Origin of the sequence: Pseudomonas capeferrum (genome assembly GCF_013523055.1) — a bacterium.
GTDB classification, from domain to species: Bacteria; Pseudomonadota; Gammaproteobacteria; order Pseudomonadales; family Pseudomonadaceae; genus Aquipseudomonas; species Aquipseudomonas capeferrum_A.
The window spans coordinates 96699-117189 of the sequence record NZ_JAAMQM010000018.1 but is presented as its reverse complement, the minus strand read 5'-3'; the positions used below and the strand labels follow the sequence as shown (position 1 = coordinate 117189).

Sequence of the window (20491 nt, the reverse complement as noted above, 5' to 3'; positions counted from 1 at the left end):
CATATCCTTTTGTAGAAAGTTGACCGAAGCCTCAGAATCGTCGCCTCGTTCGCCCCGCCAGGAAAAGGATCCGCCCATGCATGTCGCGCCCACCACTGAACTCAAGGCCTTGCTGCGCCTGGCCGGGCCGCTGGTGGCCTCGCAGCTGGCGCACATGCTGATGGTGCTGACCGACACGTTGATGATGGCTCGAATCAGCCCGCAAGCCCTGGCCGGCGGTGGTCTGGGCGCGGCCAGCTACTCGTTCGTGTCGATCTTCTGCCTGGGCGTGATCGCGGCGGTCGGCACGCTGGTCGCGATCCGTCAAGGCTCCGGCGACAAGGCCGGCGCCACGCGATTGGCCCAGGCCGGGCTCTGGCTGGCCTGGGGCTTGGCACTGGGAGCGGCATTGGCGCTGTGGAATCTGAAGCCGGTACTGCTGATGTTCGGCCAACAGCCCGAGAACGTCGAGGCGGCGGGACAGTTCCTGACCCTCCTGCCGCTCGCCCTGCCCGGCTACCTGAGCTTCATGGCCCTGCGTGGGTTCACCAGCGCCCTGGGGCGTTCGACGCCGGTAATGGTCATCAGTCTGGTGGGCACGGTGCTCAACTACCTGTTCAACCACGCATTGATCGAGGGCATGTTCGGTCTGCCAAAGCTGGGGCTGATGGGCATCGGCCTGGTGACGGCGGTGGTCTCGTTCGGCATGGCTATCGCCCTGGCCCTCTACATCCGTTGGCATCGCGCCTATGATGCCTACCCGATTCGCCAGGGCCTGTCTCGCCCCTCGTGGCCCGCCCTGCGCGAGCTCTGGCGGCTGGGGCTGCCTATCGGTGGCACCTACATGGTGGAAGTCGGGCTGTTCGCCTTCGCCGCCTTGTGCATGGGCGTACTGGGCAGTACCGAATTGGCTGCACACCAGATTGCCTTGCAGATCGTGGGTACCGCGTTCATGGTCCCGACCGGGATTTCCTACGGCGTGACGATGCGCGTCGGATTGTACTACGGCGCCGGCAACCTGCTCGCCGCGCGCAGTGCCGGGCGGGTGGGCATCGGTTTCGGGGCATTGATCATGTTTGCCTTCGCGGCGCTGTTCTGGTTGCTGCCCGACGCGCTGGTGGGCCTGTTCCTCGATCACGACGACCCGGCCTATGCCCCGATCATCCAACTGGCGGTAAACCTGTTGATGGTAGCGGCCTGGTTCGAGCTCTTCGATGGCATGCAAACCATCGCCATGGGTTCGATTCGCGGCCTGAAGGATGCCCGCACCACCTTCCTGATCGGGCTGGCCTGCTACTGGCTGATCGGCGCGCCGTGCGCCTGGGTGTTCGCCTTCAACCTAGGTGGTGGCGCGGTAGGCGTGTGGTGGGGCCTGGCGCTCGGGCTGGCCTGCGCGGCGGTGTGCCTGACACTGGCGTTCGAGTGGCGGATGAAGCGGATGATCAGGCGCGGCGTTTAGGCTTGGAGGGAGGGGGATCGGTATAACCTTTGATTTTTAAATGCCGAATCTTATCTGGCAATCCTTGAATCCTCTGGGCATCTGAAGGTCTATCGCGGCGGTCCGGCGGTCCCGCTTCCCGGCAAGCCTACAAGCGCAGCACAGACCTTGTGGGAGCGGGTTTACCCGCGAACTACCGGCGAAGCCGGAGCCATGAAGCGCGGTGCCTGCTTCGCGGGTAAACCCGCTCCCACCCAGGCATATACCGTCCTCTTGAATCCTCTGTGTATCTGCAGGCCTATAGCGGCGGTCCGGCGGTCCCGCTTCCCGGCAAGCCCACAAGCGCAGCGCAGACCTTGTGGGAGCGGGTTTACCCGCGAACACCGGCGAAGCCGGTGCCATGAAGCGCGGTGCCTGCTTCGCGGGTAAACCCGCTCCCACCCAGGCATATACCGTCCTCTTGAGTCCTCTGGGCATCTGCAGGCCTATCGCGGCGGTCCGGCGGTCCGGCGGTCCGGCGGTCCGGCAAGCCCACAAGCGCAGCGCAGACCTTGTGGGAGCGGGTTTACCCGCGAACTACCGGCGAAGCCGGTGCCATGAAGCGCGGTGCCTGCTTCGCGGGTAAACCCGCTCCCACCCAGGCATATACCGTCCTCTTGAGTCCTCTGGGCATCTGCAGGCCTATCGCGGCGGTCCGGCGGTCCCGCTTCCCGGCAAGCCCACAAGCGCAACGCAGGCCTTGTGGGAGCGGGTTTACCCGCGAACTACCGGCGAAGCCGGTGCCATGAAGCGCGGTGCCTGCCTCGCGGGTAAACCCGCTCCCACCCAGGCATATATCGTCCTCTTGAGTCCTCTGGGCATCTGCAGGCCTATCGCGGCGGTCCAGCGGTCCCGCTTCCCGGCAAGCCCACAAGCGCAGCGCAGACCTTGTGGGAGCGGGTTTACCCGCGAACACCGGCGAAGCCGGTGCCATGAAGCGCGGTGCCTGCTTCGCGGGTAAACCCACTCCCACCCAGGCATATACCGTCCTTGGGGGCTTTGTTCTCTGCGCGACAGCGTAGCCCGGCGGGCTGGCGGATCCTCTACCGGGTACGTGTCTCTCATGGAACAAACACTAACTCATTGATTCAGGTGAGCCCTGCGGGGCTTGGCAGCCCGCAGCAGGTACGCCATCAACTCGTCCATCGGCAGCGCCTGGCTGACCAGGAACCCTTGGACCTGATCGCAGCCGAATGCCCGTAGCAACGCCATCTGCTCCTCGCTCTCGACACCCTCGGCGACGACCTCGAGGTTGAGGTTGTGGGCGAGGTTGATCATGGCATGCACCAGCTTGCGGTTTTCCTCACGCGTATCCATGCCGGCGACGAAGCTGCGGTCAACCTTGAGCAAGGCAATGGGCAAGCTGTTTAGGTGGACGAACGAGGAAAACCCGGTACCGAAATCGTCCAGCGAGAAGCGCACGCCCAGACGACCTAGAGCATCCATGGTCTGCTGCACAACGTCGTTACGACGCATCACCGCGGTTTCGGTCAGCTCGAATTCGAGCCAGCGGGCATCGACCCCGTGTTCGACGATCAGCCGACTCAGGGTTGCCAGCAATTGGCTGTCCTGAAACTGGCGGAAGCTCAGGTTGACGGCCATGTGCAAGGGTTCCAGGCCGCGCTCGCGCAGAACCTGCATGTCGCGCAACGCCCGGGAGATCACCCAGTAGCCCAGCGGCACTATCAAGCCGCTCTGTTCGGCCAGGGGCACGAATTCACGGGGTGGCAACAGGCCGCGCTCGGGATGACGCCAACGCACCAGGGCCTCGAGGCCGACGATGCGCCCGTCGGCAAGATCCAGGCGAGGCTGGTAGTGAAGCTCCAGCTCGTCGCGTCGCAGCGCGCGGCGTAGCTCGCCTTCCAGGTCGGCCAGGCTGCGGGCGTTGCGGCTGATCCGCTCATTGAAGATCTGGTAGCTGCAGCCCTCGGTGGCCTTGGCCTGACGCATGGCGATGTGCGCATGCCACATCAGCGGGTCGGCGCCGTTCTGCGCGCGGGCATGGGCCAGGCCGAGGCTGCAGCCGAGCAGCAGGCTCTCTCCGTCGATCCAATAAGGCTCGGCAAGGGCCTCGACGATCCGTTCAGCCATCCGTTCGGCACGATCGGCGTCTCGTCGCGTATCGATCAACAGGGCAAATTCGTCGCTGCCCAATCGGGCGATCTGGTCGCAGGCTTCCAATTGGTCGTTCAGGCGGCTGACGGCTTGCAGGATCAGGCGATCGCCCCCCTGATGCCCTAGCGCGTCATTGACGTGACGGAAGTTGTCCAGGTCCAGATGCCCCAACGCTACGCCGCGTCCGTCGTTTTCGGCCAGGCGCCCGACCAGTAGCGCCTGGAACCCCTGGCGATTGGCGATACCGGTCAGCGGATCTTGTGTCGCCAAGCGTTGCAAGGTCGCTTTCAACACACCCCGTTCGCGCACATGACGCAGACAGCGCCGCAGGGCATCCGCAGTCAGCTGGGAGCGCACCAGCCAGTCGACGGCGCCCGGAGGCGGCGAGTCAGGCTCTTCTTCCAGCAACAGGATGGTGGGCTGGTCGCAGCACCCAGGAGCCGGCTGCAAGCCCGGTGTCGCCAGAATCACCATCTGTCGATCATGGGCGAACAGGCTGTCGACCACGTCCCACCTCGGCGCAGTCAGCAGCACCATGCCGCCTGCCAGCGAGTGCAGGCAGTCACGCAACTCCATGACCCACTCCGACTCATCGGCCAACAGCAGCAAACGCAGCGGTTCGACAGACCTGGACAAGCGAACTCCTCAGTGCTGGGACGACGGAAAATGACGCAAGATATCCTACCTCATGACTGGAAATGATTTTCAATTCACCGATGCTTTCAACTTGGGCACCCAGTCACATTTTGTCGCTCATCCTGCGCGAAAGTGGCAAAACCGGCAATTGGCAATCGCATGCGGGTCACACTGGCAGACGGTCACTCCATTACCGATCCATGCCTGCTAGAATGCGCGGCTATTTTCTGGCGACCCCCGGTTTCTAGCATGTCCCGACTCAATCCCCGGCAACAGGAAGCCGTGAACTATGTCGGCGGCCCACTTTTGGTGCTCGCCGGTGCAGGCTCCGGCAAGACCAGCGTGATCACGCGCAAGATCGCCCACCTCATCCAGAACTGTGGCGTCCGTGCCCAGTACATCGTGGCCATGACTTTCACCAACAAGGCGGCCCGCGAGATGAAGGAGCGTGTAGGTACGCTGCTGCGCGCCGGGGAAGGCCGCGGCCTGACGGTGTGCACCTTCCACAACCTGGGCCTGAACATCATCCGCAAGGAGCATGCGCGCCTGGGGTACAAGCCGGGCTTTTCGATCTTCGACGAGACCGACATCAAGGCCCTGCTCACCGATATCATGCAGAAGGAATACTCGGGCGACGACGGCGTCGACGAGATCAAGAACATGATCGGCGCCTGGAAGAACGACCTGATCCTGCCGCCCGAAGCGCTGGAAAAGGCTCGCAACCCTCGCGAGCAGACCGCCGCCATCGTCTACACCCACTACCAGCGCACGCTCAAGGCGTTCAACGCAGTGGACTTCGACGACCTGATCCTGTTGCCGGTGAAACTCTTCGAAGAGCATCCCGACGTGCTCGAGAAGTGGCAGAACCGCGTGCGCTACCTGCTGGTGGATGAATACCAGGACACCAACGCCAGCCAGTACCTTTTGGTGAAGATGCTGATCGGGCTGCGCAACCAGTTCACCGTGGTCGGCGACGATGACCAGTCGATCTACGCTTGGCGTGGCGCGCGCCCGGAAAACCTCATGCTGCTCAAGGACGATTACCCGTCCCTGAAGGTGGTGATGCTGGAGCAGAACTACCGCTCCACCAGCCGCATCCTGCGATGTGCCAACGTGTTGATCGCCAACAACCCGCACGCGTTCGAGAAACAGCTGTGGAGCGACATGGGCCACGGCGATGAAATCCGCGTGATCCGGTGCAAGAACGAAGACACCGAGGCCGAGCGGGTGGCGATGGAGATCCTCACCCTGCACCTGCGCACCAATCGCCCGTACAGCGACTTCGCTATCCTTTATCGGGGCAACTACCAGGCCAAGCTCATCGAGCTCAAGCTGCAGCATCACCAGGTGCCTTATCGCCTGTCGGGCGGCAACAGCTTCTTCGGTCGCCAGGAGGTCAAGGACCTGATGGCCTACCTGCGCCTGCTGGTGAACCCGGACGACGACAACGCCTATCTGCGAGTGATCAACGTGCCGCGCCGCGAGATCGGCTCGACCACCCTGGAAAAGCTTGGCAACTATGCCACCGAGCGTGGCGTGTCGATGTACGCCGCAAGCGAAGAGCTCGGGCTTGGCGAATGTCTCGACAGCCGTTACACCGAGCGTCTGCAGCGCTTCAAGCACTGGCTGGACGGTGTACGCGAGCGGGTCGCCCTGCAGGACCCGATTGCCGCGCTGCACGAGATGGTCCGCGATATCGATTACGAGAACTGGATCCGCCAGAACTGTTCAAGCGACAAGGCCGCCGAGTTCCGGATCGGCAACGTCTGGTTCCTGATCGATGCCTTGAAGAACACCCTCGAAAAGGATGAAGAGGGTGAGATGACGATCGAGGATGCTATCGGCAAGCTGGTGCTGCGCGACATGCTCGAGCGCCAGCAGGAAGAGGAAGAAAATGCCGAGGGCGTGCAGATGATGACCCTGCATGCCTCCAAGGGCCTGGAATTCCCCTACGTGTTCATCATGGGCATGGAAGAGGAAATCCTCCCGCACCGCTCCAGCATCGAAGCCGACACCATCGAGGAAGAGCGACGCCTGGCGTACGTGGGAATCACCCGTGCACGGCAGACGCTGGCCTTCACCTTCGCGGCCAAGCGCAAGCAATATGGCGAGATCATCGACTGCACGCCCAGCCGTTTCCTGGACGAGCTGCCGCCGGACGACCTGGCCTGGGAAGGCCTCGACGACGCGCCCGTCGAAGTGAAGGCCGCACGTGGCAACAATGCGTTGGCCGATATCCGCGCCATGCTCAAACGATAGACAATCAACCTTTGCCGTGGCCCTTCGCTGCGGCCACTTTTGCTACATCGAGGAACTACCACAGTGGAAGCACTGCACCAGAAGATTCGCGAAGAAGGCATCGTGCTTTCCGACCACGTTCTCAAAGTCGATGCGTTTCTCAACCATCAGATCGACCCTGCGCTGATGCAACTGATCGGCGATGAGTTCGCCCGTCTGTTCGCCGATTCGGGCGTGACCAAGATCGTCACCATCGAAGCTTCGGGTATTGCCCCTGCGGTAATGACCGGCTTGAAGCTCGGCGTTCCGGTGATCTTCGCGCGCAAGCACCAGTCGCTGACCCTGACCGAGAACCTGCTGACTGCCTCGGTGTATTCCTTCACCAAGCAGACCGAGAACACCGTGGCCATCTCGCCACGCCATCTGAACAGCAGCGATCGCGTGCTGGTGATCGATGACTTCCTGGCCAATGGCAAGGCCTCGCAAGCACTGATCTCGATCATCCACCAAGCCGGGGCTACCGTGGCGGGCCTGGGCATCGTCATCGAGAAATCGTTCCAGGGCGGCCGCGCCGAACTGGACGCGCAGGGCTATCGCGTCGAATCGCTGGCGCGGGTGAAGTCGCTGGCTGATGGTGTGGTCAGCTTCATCGAATGATCGCACGCGCCGTCGCAAGTCATGAGGCGCCGCTCGGCAAGCCTCATGGCGAACGATGGCTCGCGCGCCTACTATCGAGTGGCCTGCAGGCCCGCCAGCAATAGCCGTTGGTAGAGGTCTTCCTTCAAGCCTTGTGGCTGCTCCAGGCCCATGCGCGCCAAGTGCGCGGGGTAGGCTTGCGGGTCGGGCGCCTCCAGCGCGGCCTTGCCCAGTTCCAGGGCCTCGCTGAGCTTGAACTTGCTCTTGAGCCAGTTCAGGGCGCGTAGCAGATCGCGTTCCTCGGCCGTGAAATCAGAGCCCAGCGGGTACTCGGGGAATAGCCGTGGGTGGCGTCGGCGTATCGCCTCGAGCCGGTCCGGTGTGTTGTCGGTGTAGCGCGCCTCCAGCCGGAAATCACGGGGGAGCTTGCCGGCTTCCTTCGCCCGCTCCATCAAGGACGCCTGGAAGCGAGAGTCGCTGATTGCCAGCAGTCGGGCGATGACTTCGCTGTCGGTCTGGCCGCGCAAGTCGGCAATGCCGTATTCGGTAATCACGATGTCGCGCAGATGCCGCGGAATCGTGCAGTGACCATACTCCCAGAGCAGGTTGGAGCTGACCTCTCCGCCTGACTCGCGCCAGCTGCGCAACAGCAGGATAGAGCGCGCATTCTCCAGGGCATGGCCTTGAGCCACGAAGTTGTATTGCCCGCCTACACCACTGAGGACCCTGCCGTCTTCCAGCTGATCGGCGATGCCCGCGCCGAGCAATGTCACGCTGAATACCGTGTTGATGAACCGCGCGTGGCGGCGCTGTCGACGCTTGAGTTTTTCCTGTCCGTAGAGTTCGTTGATGTAGCTGATGGCGCACATGGAGAACTGCCCCCGGCGCTCGAGCGGCATCTCGCGCAGACGCTGGTAGAAAGCCTGCGGCCCCAGGAAGAAACCGCCGTGGACCAAGGTGCCCTGCTCGTCGACCGGTCGCCGCACGACACCGGCTTCCGCCAGCGCGAGCAGGCCGCTGACGAACATTTCGCTGCAACCGTACAACCCTTGGCCGAAGCTCTCCGTGCCGCCTTCTTGATCGATCAACTTTTGCCAAGGCGTGAGATCGAGCTCATCCAGCACCGCGCGATAGCCAGCATTGTCGCCCTGGCGGGCCAGCAGGGCGGCGGACACCGCATCGCCCATGGCCCCGATGCCGATCTGCAGCGTGCCCTCGTCGCGCACCAGCGTGCTGGCATGCAGGCCGATGAAATGGTCCTGTGCGGTGACCGGCATGTTCGGTGTGGAAAATAATCGCCGACGCTCCGGGACATCGATCAGCAGATCGAAAGCATCCTGCTCGAGTTCCGCGGCGCCTGGCATGTAGGGCAGTTCCGCGTGCACCTGGCCAAGAACCAGGATGGTCTCGCCTGCTGCACGGCGCCTGGCGACCAGGGGCATCAGGTCGAGGGTGATGTCGGGATTGCAGGACAGGCTCAGGTAGCCCGGCCTTTCAGGGCTTTCGGCGACCAGTTGGGCGATGAGATTCAGGCCCTTGGCATTGATGTCCCGCGCGGCATGGCTGTAGTTGCTGCTGACATAGTCCTGCTGGGCGGCGGCGCTGTTCAGCAGGCTGCCAGGCTGCATGAAGAACTGTTCGACGCGAATGTTGGGCGCGAGCGTGTCGCTGCGCAGGTCGGCGAGGTAGTCGAGCTCTTCGTAGTCGCCGAAAACACGCTCGATGAAGGGTTCGAGAAAGCGCCGTTGCAAGCCGTCCCCGAGGGGCGGACGGCCCAGGGTCAGGGCCGTGTAGATCGTCAGCCTTCGCTCCGGCAGATCGCGCATCCGCGCATAGAGCGCGTTGACAAAGGCATTGGGCTTGCCGAGGCCGAGCGGCAAGCCCAGGTGAATATGCGTTGGCAGCCGGGCCAGCGCCTGCTCTACCGCCTGTTCGATGGAACAGCTGTCAGCCATCTCGGCCTCCTGTGTCGTCGGGCATCAGGGCTTGGACCGAGCTTAGTCGAGCTTTGCTGCATTGCTGCGAGTTTGCAAACAGTTGGTTACAAGCCCGACATCTTCTGAATGGCAGCCTTGAGGTCTTCATCCGAACAATCCGCGCAGGTGCCCTTGGGCGGCATGGCGTTGATGCCGGTAATGGCCTTGGCGAGGATGCCGTCCAGGCCGCCCTGATGGTCCGCGCGTTCTTTCCAGGCGGCGGTATCACCGATCTTGGGCGCGTCGAGCAGGCCGGTGCCGTGGCACGCGTTGCAATGCTTGGCGATGATTTCATCGGGCGTCCTGGCCGCGCTCGCAGTGGCGCTGGCAGTCACTTCCATGCCTTGGCAGGGTTGACCCTGGACACAGACCTGCCCCACCGGCTCCAGGCGCTTGGCAATTTCGTCGTTGATCGCTGCATAGGTGTTGGCTGCCCATAGGGCAAACAGGACTGCTGGTACGGCCAGCATCTTCTTGGTTGGTTTCACGCTACACCCTCATGGTGGCTGATCATGCCCGCGACCACGGTTTCGCTGGCGATGAAAAGTATAGCGGGATCACTGAGGCCGCGAAACAACCCTACATTCAAAATGGGTATAGGCGCGACAATCCACCGCGCCGCGATTCAGAAGTTGGCTGGAGTCGCCGCGCTGATGAGCCTGGCCGGTTCATCGAAGGGGTTTCGAAAACGGTGCGGTCGGGAGCTTTCGAAGTAGTAGCTGTCGCCTGCCTCGAGCAGGAAGGTCTCGTGTCCCACCACTAGTTCCAGCCGCCCTTCGAGAACGATGCCCGTCTCTTCGCCCTCGTGGGTCAGCATCTCCTCACCGGTATCGGCGCCCGGCGGGTAGATCTCGTTGAGGAAGGCGATGGCGCGGCTCGGATGCGATTTGCCGACCAGCTTCATGGTCACCGCGCCGTCCGAAATGTCGATCAGTTCATGGGCCTTGTAGACGATCTGCGTGGGGCTTTCAGGTTCGAGCTCGACGGAGAAGAATTCGACCATCGACATCGGAATACCACTCAAGACCTTGCGCAGCGAACTGATCGAAGGGCTGACGCTATTCTTCTCGATCATCGAGATGGTGCTGTTCGTCACGCCCGCGCGCTTGGCGAGTTCACGCTGGGACAGCCCCTTGAGCTTGCGGATGGCTTGCAATCGTTCGCCAACGTCCAAAGCTTGAGCCTCCTGAAACGAGCGGAATGATGTCGAATGTGAACGATATCATGGCAACAGCGTTCAGTATTTACAACACTCAGGCCCTGGCTCTACTTTCTGTCGCTCAATAAAACTACTCATGCTCAATAGTAGAGCTTGGCTTCCGGCTGCCAGAATCTTTTGTGGAGCTGCCGGCCCTGTCGCGGGACAAGCCCGCTCGCCACTGGTGCGCGCATGTCCCAGTGGCGAGTGGGCTTGTCCCGCGACAGGGCCGGCAGCTCCACAAAGAGTTTAAAAGTTGCCAGGAAAGTTTCAGCATCTGGAGTCGACCGCTTTTCCCTGACCTGATCGACATTGGCCCCAGTCCGTCCAGCTCAGTGGCTCACTCGCCCTGATAGTCCAGCGGCACTCGTTTGAGGTTGCAGAACATCTCGTACGGAATGGTCTCGGCCTGCAAGGCGACATCGCTGGCCAGGATCTGCTTGCCCCACAGCTCGACCGGGCTGCCGATGTCGGCCCCCGGGACTTCGGTGAGGTCTATGCACAGCATGTCCATGGAGACGCGACCGATCAGGTGGCTGCGCTTGCCGGCCACCATGACCGGCGTGCCGGTCGGCGCGTGACGGGGATAGCCGTCGGCATAGCCCATGGCAACCACTCCTACCCGCGTGGGTCGCTGGCCGACGAACTTCGCGCCATAGCCGACCGGCTCCCCAGCCGGTAGCTCACGCACGCTGATGACCCGGGACTGCAAGGTCATCACCGGTTGCAGGTGATCGGCCTGGGCCTGGGGCACTTCGAAGGGGGTGGCGCCGTACAACATGATGCCGGGCCTTACCCAGTCGCTGGGCACTTGTGGCCATCCCAGCAACGCCGGCGAATTGCGCAGGCTGCACTCGGCGACCAAGCCCTGGCGCGCCTCCTCGAACACCGCCAGCTGGTTCTCCGTAGCGTCGGCATCGAGTTCGTCGGCACGGGCGAAGTGACTCATCAGTACGATACGGGCCACCTTGCCGCTGGCGAGCAGGCGCTGGTAGCCCGGTTGATAGTCCTTCGGATGCAATCCGACGCGGTGCATGCCCGTATCGAGCTTGAGCCAGACGGTCAGCGGCTTGTGCAGCTGGGCGCGCTCGATCGCCTCCACCTGCCACAGCGAGTGGACCACGCACCACAGGTCATGCTCGATGATCAGCGGCAGCTCGTTGGCCTCGAAGAACCCCTCCAGCAACAGCACTGGTGCCTTGATACCGGCGGCGCGCAGCGCGAGTGCCTCCTCGATGCAGGCGACCGCGAAACCGTCGGCCTCGCTTTCCAGCGCCAGGGCACAGCGTACGGCACCATGGCCATAGGCATCGGCCTTGACCACTGCCAGAGCCTTGGCCCCCGACAGTTCGCGTGCGAAACGGTAGTTATGACGAAGGGCTTGGAGGTCGATCAGGGCACGGGCGGGACGCATGGCTGCAGCCTTCTTGGCAATCTGTTTTCAGAGGAACCTGGTCGGACGATCATCACCCGACCAGGGAAAAGCGGTTTCAGGATTCGCGCGCAAGCCCTTGCTTCAGGCTTATTGGTGCACCGGGGTCGAGGAGGTCTGTTTCGTGGTTTCCTGCTGGCTTCCATAACGCGAGATATCCAACCCCTCGGCGCTGATCTGTGGCTTTTTGCGGGCGATCAGGTCGGCCAGCAATCTGCCCGAACCACAGGCCATGGTCCAGCCCAGCGTTCCGTGTCCGGTATTGAGGAACAGGTTGCGGTACGGGGTGGCACCCACGATCGGCGTTCCATCTGGCGTGGCGGGACGCAGGCCGGTCCAGAAGTCAGCCTGGGTCAGATCGCCGCCACGAGGATAGAGATCGTTGACGATCATCTCCAGCGTTTCACGTCGACGCGGGTTCAGCGAGAGGTCGAAGCCGGCGATCTCGGCCATGCCGCCTACACGAATCCGGTTGTCAAAGCGGGTAATGGCCACCTTGTAGGTCTCGTCGAGAATCGTCGAGGCAGGCGCCATGGCCGGATCGGTGATCGGGATGGACAAGGAATAGCCCTTGAGCGGGTAGACCGGTGCCTTGATGCCGAGCGGCTTGAGCATCTGCGGTGAATAACTGCCCAGGGCCAGAACGTAGCGGTCGGCGGTTTCCAGCTTGCCGTCGATCCATACGCCGTTGATACGGTCACCGGCAAAGTCCAGGCGCTGGATATCCTGGCCAAAACGGAACTCGACCCCCAGGCCAAGCGCCATTTCCGCCAGGCGCGTGGTGAAGAGCTGGCAATCACCTGTCTGGTCGTTGGGCAGACGCAAGGCGCCGGCGAGAATACCCTTGACGCTGGCCAGGGCCGGCTCGACGCGAGCGATGCCCTCGCGGTCGAGCACTTCATACGGGACCCCGGACTGCTCCAGGACGGCAATGTCCTTGGCCGCCGCATCCACTTGCGCCTGGGTACGGAACAGCTGGGTCGTTCCCAAGGCGCGGTTTTCGTAGGCGATGCCGGTCTCGGCGCGTAATTCGTCAAGACAGTCGCGACTGTACTCGGACAGACGCACCATGCGCTCCTTGTTCACCGCATAGCGGCTTGCCGTGCAATTGCGCAGCATCTGCGCCATCCACAGGTATTGGCCAATATCGCCCGTCGCCTTGATCGCCAGTGGGGCGTGGCGCTCCAGCAACCATTTGATCGCTTTCAGGGGTACTCCCGGCGCGGCCCAGGGCGAGGCATAGCCTGGCGAGATCTGGCCGGCATTGGCAAAGCTGGTCTCCATGGCCACCGCCGGCTGGCGATCGACCACCACGACCTCGAACCCTTGCCTGGCCAGATAATAGGCGCTGGCCGTGCCGATCACACCGCTACCCAGTACCAATACTCGCATCGTTTATTCCTCGCACGCGCCACACAGCGGATTATTATCGAGATGACATGAATGGGCGCAGTATAAGAAGGAAAAGGCAGTGCTTTTCACTATATAAACGCCTATATTTGGCGACAATTCTTGGCATTTTTCCCTTTTACGGAGGCGCATCCCCTGTGAGAACCCAGCATCAGAGCAAGCGTGAACTGGACAAGATCGACCGTAATATCTTGCGGATCCTGCAAGCGGACGGGCGGATTTCCTTCACCGAACTGGGCGAAAAAGTAGGCTTGTCCACTACCCCTTGTACCGAACGCGTTCGGCGGCTGGAGCGCGAAGGCATCATCATGGGCTACAACGCCCGGCTCAATCCGCAGCATCTGAAAGGCAGCTTGCTGGTATTCGTCGAGATCAGCCTGGATTACAAGTCCGGTGACACCTTCGAAGAATTCCGCCGCGCCGTGCTCAAGCTGCCTCACGTGCTGGAATGCCATCTGGTGTCCGGCGATTTCGATTATCTGGTGAAAGCCCGGATCTCGGAGATGGCCTCCTACCGCAAGCTGCTTGGGGACATCCTGCTCAAGCTGCCCCACGTGCGCGAATCGAAGAGCTATATCGTCATGGAAGAGGTGAAGGAAAGCCTCAACCTGCCGATCCCGGACTGACTTTCAGACCAGTACCTGGCGGGTGCTGGCGATGTACTGGTGGACCAGGCGCTCGGCCTCGGGCTCGATCATCTGCTCCGGCCCGCGCCCTCGCGGGCAGGCCATGCGAGGCGTCGTGCCGAACAGGCGACAGATCAGCGGGCGCTCCTCGTACACGGTGCAACCTTGGGGCCCCAGGTGGACGCAATCCAGACGCTCCAGTGCGGCGGCCTGTTCTTCACGACCCTTGCGTGGCAGGCGCGCCATCTCTTCGGCCGAGGTGGTCACCGGGCCGCAGCAGTCGTGGCAGCCGCGCTCGCATTCGAACGATGGGATCAGCTCACGCAGAAAGTGGATCTTGTGACTGTTACAACTCATGAAGAAGGCCGGACCCATGGAAATGAACGCCTATTCTGCCCAATGCCGACACGTGCGCCAAACACCGCCATCAAGCGCAATGCCAGTCAGTTAGGAAGCAGGCGATTCTCACATGCTTAAGCTTGGCCTTCGGCCTGTAGAATCGTCTGTGATACTGATGGCCTCATCGCGGGTGGTTCGGCATTCAGGCAAGCCCGCTCACTACCAGCTTTTGCTATGCCGCGCACCGGTGGCGAGCGGGTTTGCCGGAATGCCGAACCACCCGCGATGAGGCCATCAAAGAGCTGACAGATAAGCTTCGGCATATCAAATCGAATACTCTTCCTAACTGACTGGCATTGACCGCCAAGTACCTCTACCTCCACCTGCGCGACGAGGCACGGTTGCCCGGCCCGAATGGCCCGGCTTATCCTGCGCCGGTTTCGACCCATTGATCAGGACGCCCAGATGACTTCCAGCGCTCAGCACGCCGCCTCCTACTACGCCGCCAGCAGCGCACCGCATCCTGATCATCCGGTGCTCGAAGGCGAGCACAGCTGCGATGTTTGCATCGTCGGCGGGGGCTATTCCGGTGTGAACACTGCCATCGAACTGGCCGAACGCGGGCTCTCCGTAATACTGCTCGAGGCACGCAAGATCGGTTGGGGCGCCAGTGGACGCAACGGCGGCCAGCTCATCCGCGGGGTCGGTCATGGCCTCGAGCAGTTTCTGCCGCTGCTGGGCGCGGACGGTGTACGCAGCCTCAAGCTGATGGGCCTGGAAGCCGTGGATATCGTGCGTCAGCGGGTCGAGCGCCACGCCATCCCTTGCGACCTGACCTGGGGCTATTGCGACCTGGCCAACAAACCGGGGGAGCTGGAAGGCTTTGCCGAAGAGGCCGAGGGACTGCGCGAGTTGGGCTATCGCCATGAAATGCGCCTGGTACCCGCCGAGCAGATCCGCACAGTGGTAGGCTCGGAGCGCTACGTGGGCGGGCTGATCGACATGGGCTCGGGCCATCTGCACCCGCTCAATCTGGTCCTGGGCGAAGCGACGGTGGCAAGCCAACTGGGCGCGCGGCTGTTCGAACACTCCGCGGTCACGCGCATCGATCATGGAGCGCAGGTGCGGGTTCATACCGAAAAAGGTCAGGTGCGCGCGAAGACACTCGTGATGTGCTGCAACGCGTACCACAACGATCTTGACCGCGAGCTGGGCGGCAAGGTGCTGCCAGCGGGCAGTTACGTCATCGCCACCGAACCGCTCGGCGAGGACCTTGCGCATCAGTTGCTACCGCAGAACATGGCTGTATGCGACCAGCGCGTGGCCCTCGACTACTACCGCCTTTCCGCCGATCGACGGCTGCTGTTCGGTGGCGCGTGTCACTACTCGGGGCGCGATCCGAAGGACATCGCCGCCTACATGCGCCCCAAGATGCTCAAGGTCTTCCCGCAATTGGCCGATACGCGCATCGACTACCAATGGGGCGGGATGATCGGAATCGGTGCCAATCGCCTGCCGCAGATTGGCCGCCTTGCCGCTCGACCAAACGTCTTCTATGCCCAAGCCTATTCGGGCCATGGCGTCAATGCGACCCATCTGGCCGGGCGCCTGTTGGGCGAAGCCATCAGCGGCCAGGAAAGTGGACGCTTCGAGTTGTTCGCCAAGGTACCCCACATGACTTTCCCTGGCGGCAAGCTCCTGCGCTCGCCCTTGCTGGCCATGGGAATGCTCTGGCATCGTCTGAAAGAACTGGTCTAGCGGCCATACAGGCGACTAATCGCGCCAGAATGGTTTACCGCCCTCCTGACGCGCCTGCTCACGCGTCAGGCCGACATCTCGCAGCTGGGCGTCGTCCAGCTGCAGCAATACGCTACGGGTGCGCCTGCGCTGCATCATCCAGGACCAGCGGCCTTGTCCGGGTTGGGCGCTGGCTACCGAAGGCGCATCGCCGATCCCTTGCTTGTCCAGTTGCACGCGCATATCGCCGATGCTGTTCATTACTGCCTCTCCTTGTTTGATCCCTGGAGAAAGCTTGACGGGTAGCACTTGTACGATACAGATCCAAATTGGGCTTATTATTTCCATACAGCTTTGGCGCGTGCGCGACTGAATGCTGTATTTTCGCCCCATCTGTATGGCCAGCCGTGAAACCGGATGCAGGAGTATGCCGTGACACTCTATGTGAATCTCGCCGAACTGCTTGGCGCGCGTATCGAACAGGGCCTGTATCGACCCGGCGAGCGCCTGCCGTCGGTGCGTGCCCTGAGCCTGGAACATGGGGTAAGCCTCGGTACCGTCCAGCAAGCCTACCGCGTGCTCGAAGACAATGGCCTGGCCCTGCCACGGCCCAAGTCGGGTTATTTCGTTCCAGAGCATCGCAGCCTGCCGGCGTTGCCCGACATCAGCCGTCCGGCCCAGCGACCGGTGGAGATCTCGCAGTGGGAGCAGGTTCTGGAACTGGTGCGCAGTACGCCACAACAAGGGGTGATCCAGCTTGGCCGCGGCATGCCCGACATTGACAGTCCCACACTCAAGCCGCTGTTGCGCAGCCTGGCAAAGCTCAGTCGGCGGCAGGACATGCCTGGTTTCTACTACGACAATATCCATGGCAGCCTGGCCTTACGTGAGCAGATTGCCCGCCTGATGCTCGACTCCGGTTGCCAAGTGGACGCCTCCGACCTGGTAGTGACCACCGGCTGCCATGAGGCGTTGTCGACCAGCATCCGCGCCGTCTGCCAACCGGGTGACATTGTTGCGGTGGATTCGCCGAGCTTTCATGGCGCCATGCAGACACTCAAGGGGCTGGGCATGAAGGCCCTGGAGATCCCTACCGATCCGCTTACCGGCATCAGTCTCGAAGCGCTCGAGCTGGCGCTGGAACAGTGGCCCATCAAACTCATCCAGATCACCCCCAGCTGCAACAACCCGCTCGGCTACATCATGCCCGAAGCTCGCAAGAAGGCCTTGCTGACCCTGGCGCAGCGCTACGACGTAGCGATCCTCGAAGATGATGTCTATGGGGACCTGGCCTATACCTACCCGCGACCACGGACAATCAAGTCCTTCGATGAAGACGGCCGCGTGCTGCTGTGCAGCTCTTTTTCCAAGACCCTGGCCCCAGGCTTGCGCATTGGCTGGGTAGCGCCTGGGCGCTATCTGGAACGCGTGCTGCACATGAAATACATCAGTACCGGATGCACCGCGAGCCAGCCGCAACTGGCCATCGCCGATTTCATCCAGGGCGGGCATTACCAGCCGCACGTGCGCCGCATGCGCAGCCAGTACCAGCGTGGGCGCGACCAGATGAGTGACTGGGTGATTCGCTATTTCCCGTCCGGGACCCGCGCCAGTCGCCCCCAAGGGGGATTCCTGCTGTGGGTCGAGCTGCCGGAAAGCTTCGACACCTTGCGCCTCAACCGGGTCTTGCTGGGCCAGGGCGTGCAGATCGCCGTCGGCAGCATCTTTTCCGCCTCGGGCAAGTACCGGAACTGCCTGCGCATGAATTTCGCGGCGCGTCCCACCACGCAGATCGAGGCCGCCGTGCGCAAGGTCGGCGAAGCCGCCAGCGCGCTGCTGGCCGAGGATGAACGCGGCGAGTGACCTTGCGGCGGCTCTCGTGGTCCATATCCACGACCCCGACCGTACAGGACTCTTTTTCTTGAGACTCCAGCGAGCTCTCCCCTACTTGTTGGCGATATTGCTCGGCCTCTCGGGCTGCGCCAGCGTCAGCCCACCCCGCGATGTCAGCCAGGCCCTGCCTGCCAGCGATTCCACCTTCGGCCGCTCGGTCCTGCGCGATTCGGCCGCTCACGAAGGACGCTCGGGCTTTCGTCTGCTGCCCAACAGCACCGAAGCCTTTCACGCTCGCGCCGAGCTGATCCGCCATGCGCGGTCCAGCATCGACCTGCAGTACTACATCGTCCATGACGGCCTGAGTACGCGGGCGCTGGTCCACGAGCTGCTGCTGGCCGCCGACCGCGGCGTCAGGGTACGCATCCTGCTCGACGACACCACCAGTGACGGGCTGGACAGCCTGATCGGCACTCTTGCGGCCCACCCGGCTATCGATATTCGCGTGTTCAACCCGTTGCACCTGGGGCGCAGTACCGCGTTCACCCGATCCATGGGGCGGTTGTTCAACCTGTCGTTGCAGCATCGCCGCATGCACAACAAGCTGTTCATGATCGACGGCAGCATGGCCATCGTCGGAGGGCGCAACCTGGGTGACGAGTATTTCGATGCCGAACCCAATCTCAACTTCACCGATATCGACATGCTGAGCGCCGGCCCGGTGGCCGAACAGCTGGGGCACAGTTTCGACCAGTACTGGAACAGTGCGTTGAGCAAACCGATCGGCGACTTCCTCTGGCGCCAGCCAGATGCCAGCGACCTGCGCGCCAGTCGGCAGCGGCTGGAAGCCTCGCTGGCGCAGGCACGCATCGAGCGCAAGACGTTGTATGACCGCTTGATGGCCTATCGGTCGAAGCCGCGGCTGGACCTCTGGCGCAAGGAGTTGATCTGGGCCCATGGCCAGGCGCTATGGGACGCGCCAAGCAAGGTACTGGCGAAAGGCGAGCCCGATCCGCAGTTGCTGATCACCCAGCAGCTGGCGCCGGACCTGAAGGAGGTTCATCGCGAGCTTGTCCTGATTTCCGCCTATTTCGTGCCGGGCGAGTATGGCTTGCGCTACCTGACCAGCAAAGCCGATGCCGGTGTCTCGGTGAAGCTGCTGACCAATTCCCTGGAAGCCACGGATGTACCGGCGGTCCACGGCGGCTACGCACCCTATCGCAGGGCCCTGCTGGAGCACGGCGTGCAGTTGTTCGAACTGCGCCGCCAGCCCGGCGACCCTGGCGCCAGCCGTCTGAGCTTCCAAGGCAGTTCCAATTCCAGCCTGCACAGCAAGGCGATCGTCTTCGATCGTCGCAAGACCTTTGTCGGCTCTTTCAACTTCGATCCGCGCTCGGTCTTGTGGAACACCGAAGTCGGCGTGATGGTGGACAGTCCAGAGTTGGCCGAATACACCCGCGAGTTGGCCTTCCAGGGCATGGCTCCTGCGTTGAGCTACCAACCGCGTATCGAGCAGGGCAAGGTGGTATGGCTCACCGAGGACAATGGCCAGGTCCACTCCCTCGACCGCGAGCCGGGCGATGCCTGGCGTCGCTTCAATGCCTGGATCAGCAAAGTGGTCGGGCTGGAAAGGATGCTCTAGGTCGCTGCTGGCTCGAACGCATCCCGCTGGCGGGTCAGCAGGACCAGGCCGAACGCCCCCGCTGCCATCAGCAGCGGCAAGGCGTGACCACTGATCCACTGACCGCCCGCGCCAGCCAACAGCGGCCCGAGCAGACACCCTATCCCCCACAGTTGCGCCACATGGGCATTGGCGCGAACCAGCGCATCGTCACGGTAACGCTCGCCGATCAGCACCAGGGATAAAGTGAACAGGCCACCGGCGCTTGCGCCGAACAGTACCCACAACGGCCAGATGGCCGGTGTATGCAGCAACAGCGGGATCGCCAGACTCGAGCAGAGCAGAGTCAGGGCGCAGCCGCTGAACAAGGTGCGTCGCGACATGCGATCGGCCAATACACCGATCGGCAGTTGCAGGACGGCATCGCCCACCACCACGGTACTGACCATGAACAAGGCCACTTCGGTGCTGAAACCCTGCTGCAGGGAATAGACCGGCAACAAGGTAAGGATCATCGCTTCGAAGGCCGCGAACAGGGCGATGGCCCAAGCGATCACAGGCAGACGTCGACAGAAATCGACCAGATCGCCGAAGGTGACGCTGCACGCCTCGGTAATGGGCGCGCCGCTGCGTCCGAACAGCAGCAATGGCGCGCAGATCAGCAGGCCAGTGGCGGCCCAGAAGCCGAAATCGTCTTCTGATCCGAGGAAGCCGAGCACCAAAGGCCCGGCCAGCTGGCTCAGTGCGTAACTGCTGCCATAAAGCGCTACCAGTCGGCCACGCCAGCGTTCGACCACCAACTGGTTGATCCAGCTTTCACCAAGGATGAACACCACGGTCAGGCACATGCCGATCAGCAGGCGCAGGAACAACCAGAGTGGGTAGCCGGGCAAGACCGCGAGCAGGCCGATCGACAGCGCCCCGCCCCACAGGCAAAGGCGCATGGCGGTCGGTACGCCGACCCAACCGGCCAAGCGGCTGGCCAGACTGGCGCCAAGCAGCACGCCGATGGCCGGCATCGCTGCCATCACACCGATCGCGAATGCACCGTAGCCCCAGCTTTCCAGACGCAATGACACCAGCGGCATGCTGACGCCCAGCGCCAGCCCGACGCTGAGCACCGATGCCAGCACGGCGAAATACGTACCCCAACGCATGACAGCCCCCTGGCTAGAAGCGCGTATGGCAAAGACGACACAGCCGAGACGACAAGTGTCGCCCCGGCTGTGGGAGAAGAC

Annotated in this window: 16 protein-coding genes; 7 read left to right on the top strand and 9 right to left on the bottom strand. The window is 62.6% G+C overall.

From position 1 onward, the window contains the following. Nucleotides 1–76 precede the first annotated feature (76 nt). Nucleotides 77–1438, top strand: a complete 1362-nt coding sequence (locus G7009_RS20280) for a NorM family multidrug efflux MATE transporter (protein ID WP_181131876.1) — start codon at nt 77–79, stop codon at nt 1436–1438. A 1098-nt stretch (nt 1439–2536) separates the two neighbouring features. Here the strand turns inward: G7009_RS20280 and G7009_RS20275 are convergent. After that, nucleotides 2537–4207, bottom strand: a complete 1671-nt coding sequence (locus tag G7009_RS20275) for a putative bifunctional diguanylate cyclase/phosphodiesterase (RefSeq protein WP_181131875.1) — start codon at nt 4205–4207, stop codon at nt 2537–2539. A 249-nt stretch (nt 4208–4456) separates the two neighbouring features. Between G7009_RS20275 and rep the strand changes: the two genes are divergently transcribed. Continuing rightward, entirely contained in the window at nt 4457–6466 is a 2010-nt protein-coding gene (gene rep, locus G7009_RS20270; RefSeq protein ID WP_181131874.1) for a DNA helicase Rep, read from the top strand. Nucleotides 6467–6529: 63 nt separating this feature from the next. After that, the gene (locus G7009_RS20265; RefSeq protein ID WP_181131873.1) at nt 6530–7102 is read left to right on the top strand and encodes a xanthine phosphoribosyltransferase; all 573 of its coding nucleotides are present in this window, start codon (nt 6530–6532) and stop codon (nt 7100–7102) included. Nucleotides 7103–7173: 71 nt separating this feature from the next. Here G7009_RS20265 and G7009_RS20260 read toward each other — a convergent pair whose 3' ends face one another. From G7009_RS20260 to dadA, 5 genes are all read right to left on the bottom strand, one after another. Next, nucleotides 7174–9036, bottom strand: a complete 1863-nt coding sequence (locus G7009_RS20260) for an acetyl-CoA hydrolase/transferase family protein (RefSeq protein ID WP_181131872.1) — start codon at nt 9034–9036, stop codon at nt 7174–7176. Between the two features lie 86 nt (nt 9037–9122). Then, nucleotides 9123–9527 carry a c-type cytochrome gene (locus G7009_RS20255; RefSeq protein WP_181131894.1) on the bottom strand — a complete coding sequence of 135 codons (405 nt, stop codon included), beginning with the start codon at nt 9525–9527 and terminating at the stop codon, nt 9123–9125. A 155-nt stretch (nt 9528–9682) separates the two neighbouring features. Next, nucleotides 9683–10231 carry a cupin domain-containing protein gene (locus tag G7009_RS20250; RefSeq protein ID WP_181131871.1) on the bottom strand — a complete coding sequence of 183 codons (549 nt, stop codon included), beginning with the start codon at nt 10229–10231 and terminating at the stop codon, nt 9683–9685. A 364-nt stretch (nt 10232–10595) separates the two neighbouring features. Next, nucleotides 10596–11669 (bottom strand): alanine racemase, encoded by a 1074-nt coding sequence (alr, locus tag G7009_RS20245; RefSeq protein WP_181131870.1) that lies wholly within the window; start codon nt 11667–11669, stop codon nt 10596–10598. A 108-nt stretch (nt 11670–11777) separates the two neighbouring features. After that, complete coding sequence (gene dadA, locus G7009_RS20240; protein WP_181131869.1) at nt 11778–13079, bottom strand: D-amino acid dehydrogenase; 1302 nt, start codon at nt 13077–13079, stop codon at nt 11778–11780. Nucleotides 13080–13234: 155 nt separating this feature from the next. On the opposite strand from dadA, the gene dadR reads away from it, so the two are divergent. Further along, complete coding sequence (gene dadR / locus G7009_RS20235) at nt 13235–13723, top strand: transcriptional regulator DadR (RefSeq protein ID WP_008366790.1); 489 nt, start codon at nt 13235–13237, stop codon at nt 13721–13723. A 3-nt stretch (nt 13724–13726) separates the two neighbouring features. Here the strand turns inward: dadR and G7009_RS20230 are convergent, their stop codons facing one another. Beyond that, nucleotides 13727–14080, bottom strand: coding sequence for a YkgJ family cysteine cluster protein (locus G7009_RS20230; protein WP_181131868.1), 354 nt, complete (start codon nt 14078–14080; stop codon nt 13727–13729). Between the two features lie 447 nt (nt 14081–14527). Here G7009_RS20230 and G7009_RS20225 point away from each other — a divergent pair, with 447 nt between their 5' ends. Continuing rightward, the gene (locus G7009_RS20225; protein WP_181131867.1) at nt 14528–15820 is read left to right on the top strand and encodes an NAD(P)/FAD-dependent oxidoreductase; all 1293 of its coding nucleotides are present in this window, start codon (nt 14528–14530) and stop codon (nt 15818–15820) included. 15 nt (nt 15821–15835) lie between these two features. Here G7009_RS20225 and G7009_RS20220 read toward each other — a convergent pair whose 3' ends face one another. Continuing rightward, nucleotides 15836–16060, bottom strand: a complete 225-nt coding sequence (locus G7009_RS20220; protein ID WP_181131866.1) for a DUF1127 domain-containing protein — start codon at nt 16058–16060, stop codon at nt 15836–15838. A 171-nt stretch (nt 16061–16231) separates the two neighbouring features. Here G7009_RS20220 and G7009_RS20215 point away from each other — a divergent pair, with 171 nt between their 5' ends. Continuing rightward, nucleotides 16232–17662 carry an aminotransferase-like domain-containing protein gene (locus G7009_RS20215; RefSeq protein ID WP_181131865.1) on the top strand — a complete coding sequence of 477 codons (1431 nt, stop codon included), beginning with the start codon at nt 16232–16234 and terminating at the stop codon, nt 17660–17662. 58 nt (nt 17663–17720) lie between these two features. Further along, a complete protein-coding gene (locus G7009_RS20210; protein ID WP_181131864.1) occupies nt 17721–19274 on the top strand; it encodes a phospholipase D family protein in 1554 nt (517 codons plus the stop codon). Here G7009_RS20210 and G7009_RS20205 read toward each other — a convergent pair. Then, entirely contained in the window at nt 19271–20410 is a 1140-nt protein-coding gene (locus tag G7009_RS20205) for an MFS transporter (RefSeq protein ID WP_181131863.1), read from the bottom strand. The two genes, G7009_RS20210 and G7009_RS20205, sit on opposite strands and share 4 nt — an antisense overlap. Nucleotides 20411–20491 lie beyond the last annotated feature (81 nt).

Coding starts and splice junctions, on each gene's coding strand:
- G7009_RS20280 (WP_181131876.1), top strand. CDS start 77: ATGCATGTCGCGCCCACCACTGAACTCAAGGCCTTGCTGCGCCTGGCC.
- rep (WP_181131874.1), top strand. CDS start 4,457: ATGTCCCGACTCAATCCCCGGCAACAGGAAGCCGTGAACTATGTCGGC.
- G7009_RS20260 (WP_181131872.1), bottom strand. CDS start 9,036: ATGGCTGACAGCTGTTCCATCGAACAGGCGGTAGAGCAGGCGCTGGCC.
- G7009_RS20255 (WP_181131894.1), bottom strand. CDS start 9,527: ATGCTGGCCGTACCAGCAGTCCTGTTTGCCCTATGGGCAGCCAACACC.
- alr (WP_181131870.1), bottom strand. CDS start 11,669: ATGCGTCCCGCCCGTGCCCTGATCGACCTCCAAGCCCTTCGTCATAAC.
- dadA (WP_181131869.1), bottom strand. CDS start 13,079: ATGCGAGTATTGGTACTGGGTAGCGGTGTGATCGGCACGGCCAGCGCC.
- G7009_RS20230 (WP_181131868.1), bottom strand. CDS start 14,080: ATGAGTTGTAACAGTCACAAGATCCACTTTCTGCGTGAGCTGATCCCA.
- G7009_RS20225 (WP_181131867.1), top strand. CDS start 14,528: ATGACTTCCAGCGCTCAGCACGCCGCCTCCTACTACGCCGCCAGCAGC.
- G7009_RS20220 (WP_181131866.1), bottom strand. CDS start 16,060: ATGAACAGCATCGGCGATATGCGCGTGCAACTGGACAAGCAAGGGATC.
- G7009_RS20205 (WP_181131863.1), bottom strand. CDS start 20,410: ATGCGTTGGGGTACGTATTTCGCCGTGCTGGCATCGGTGCTCAGCGTC.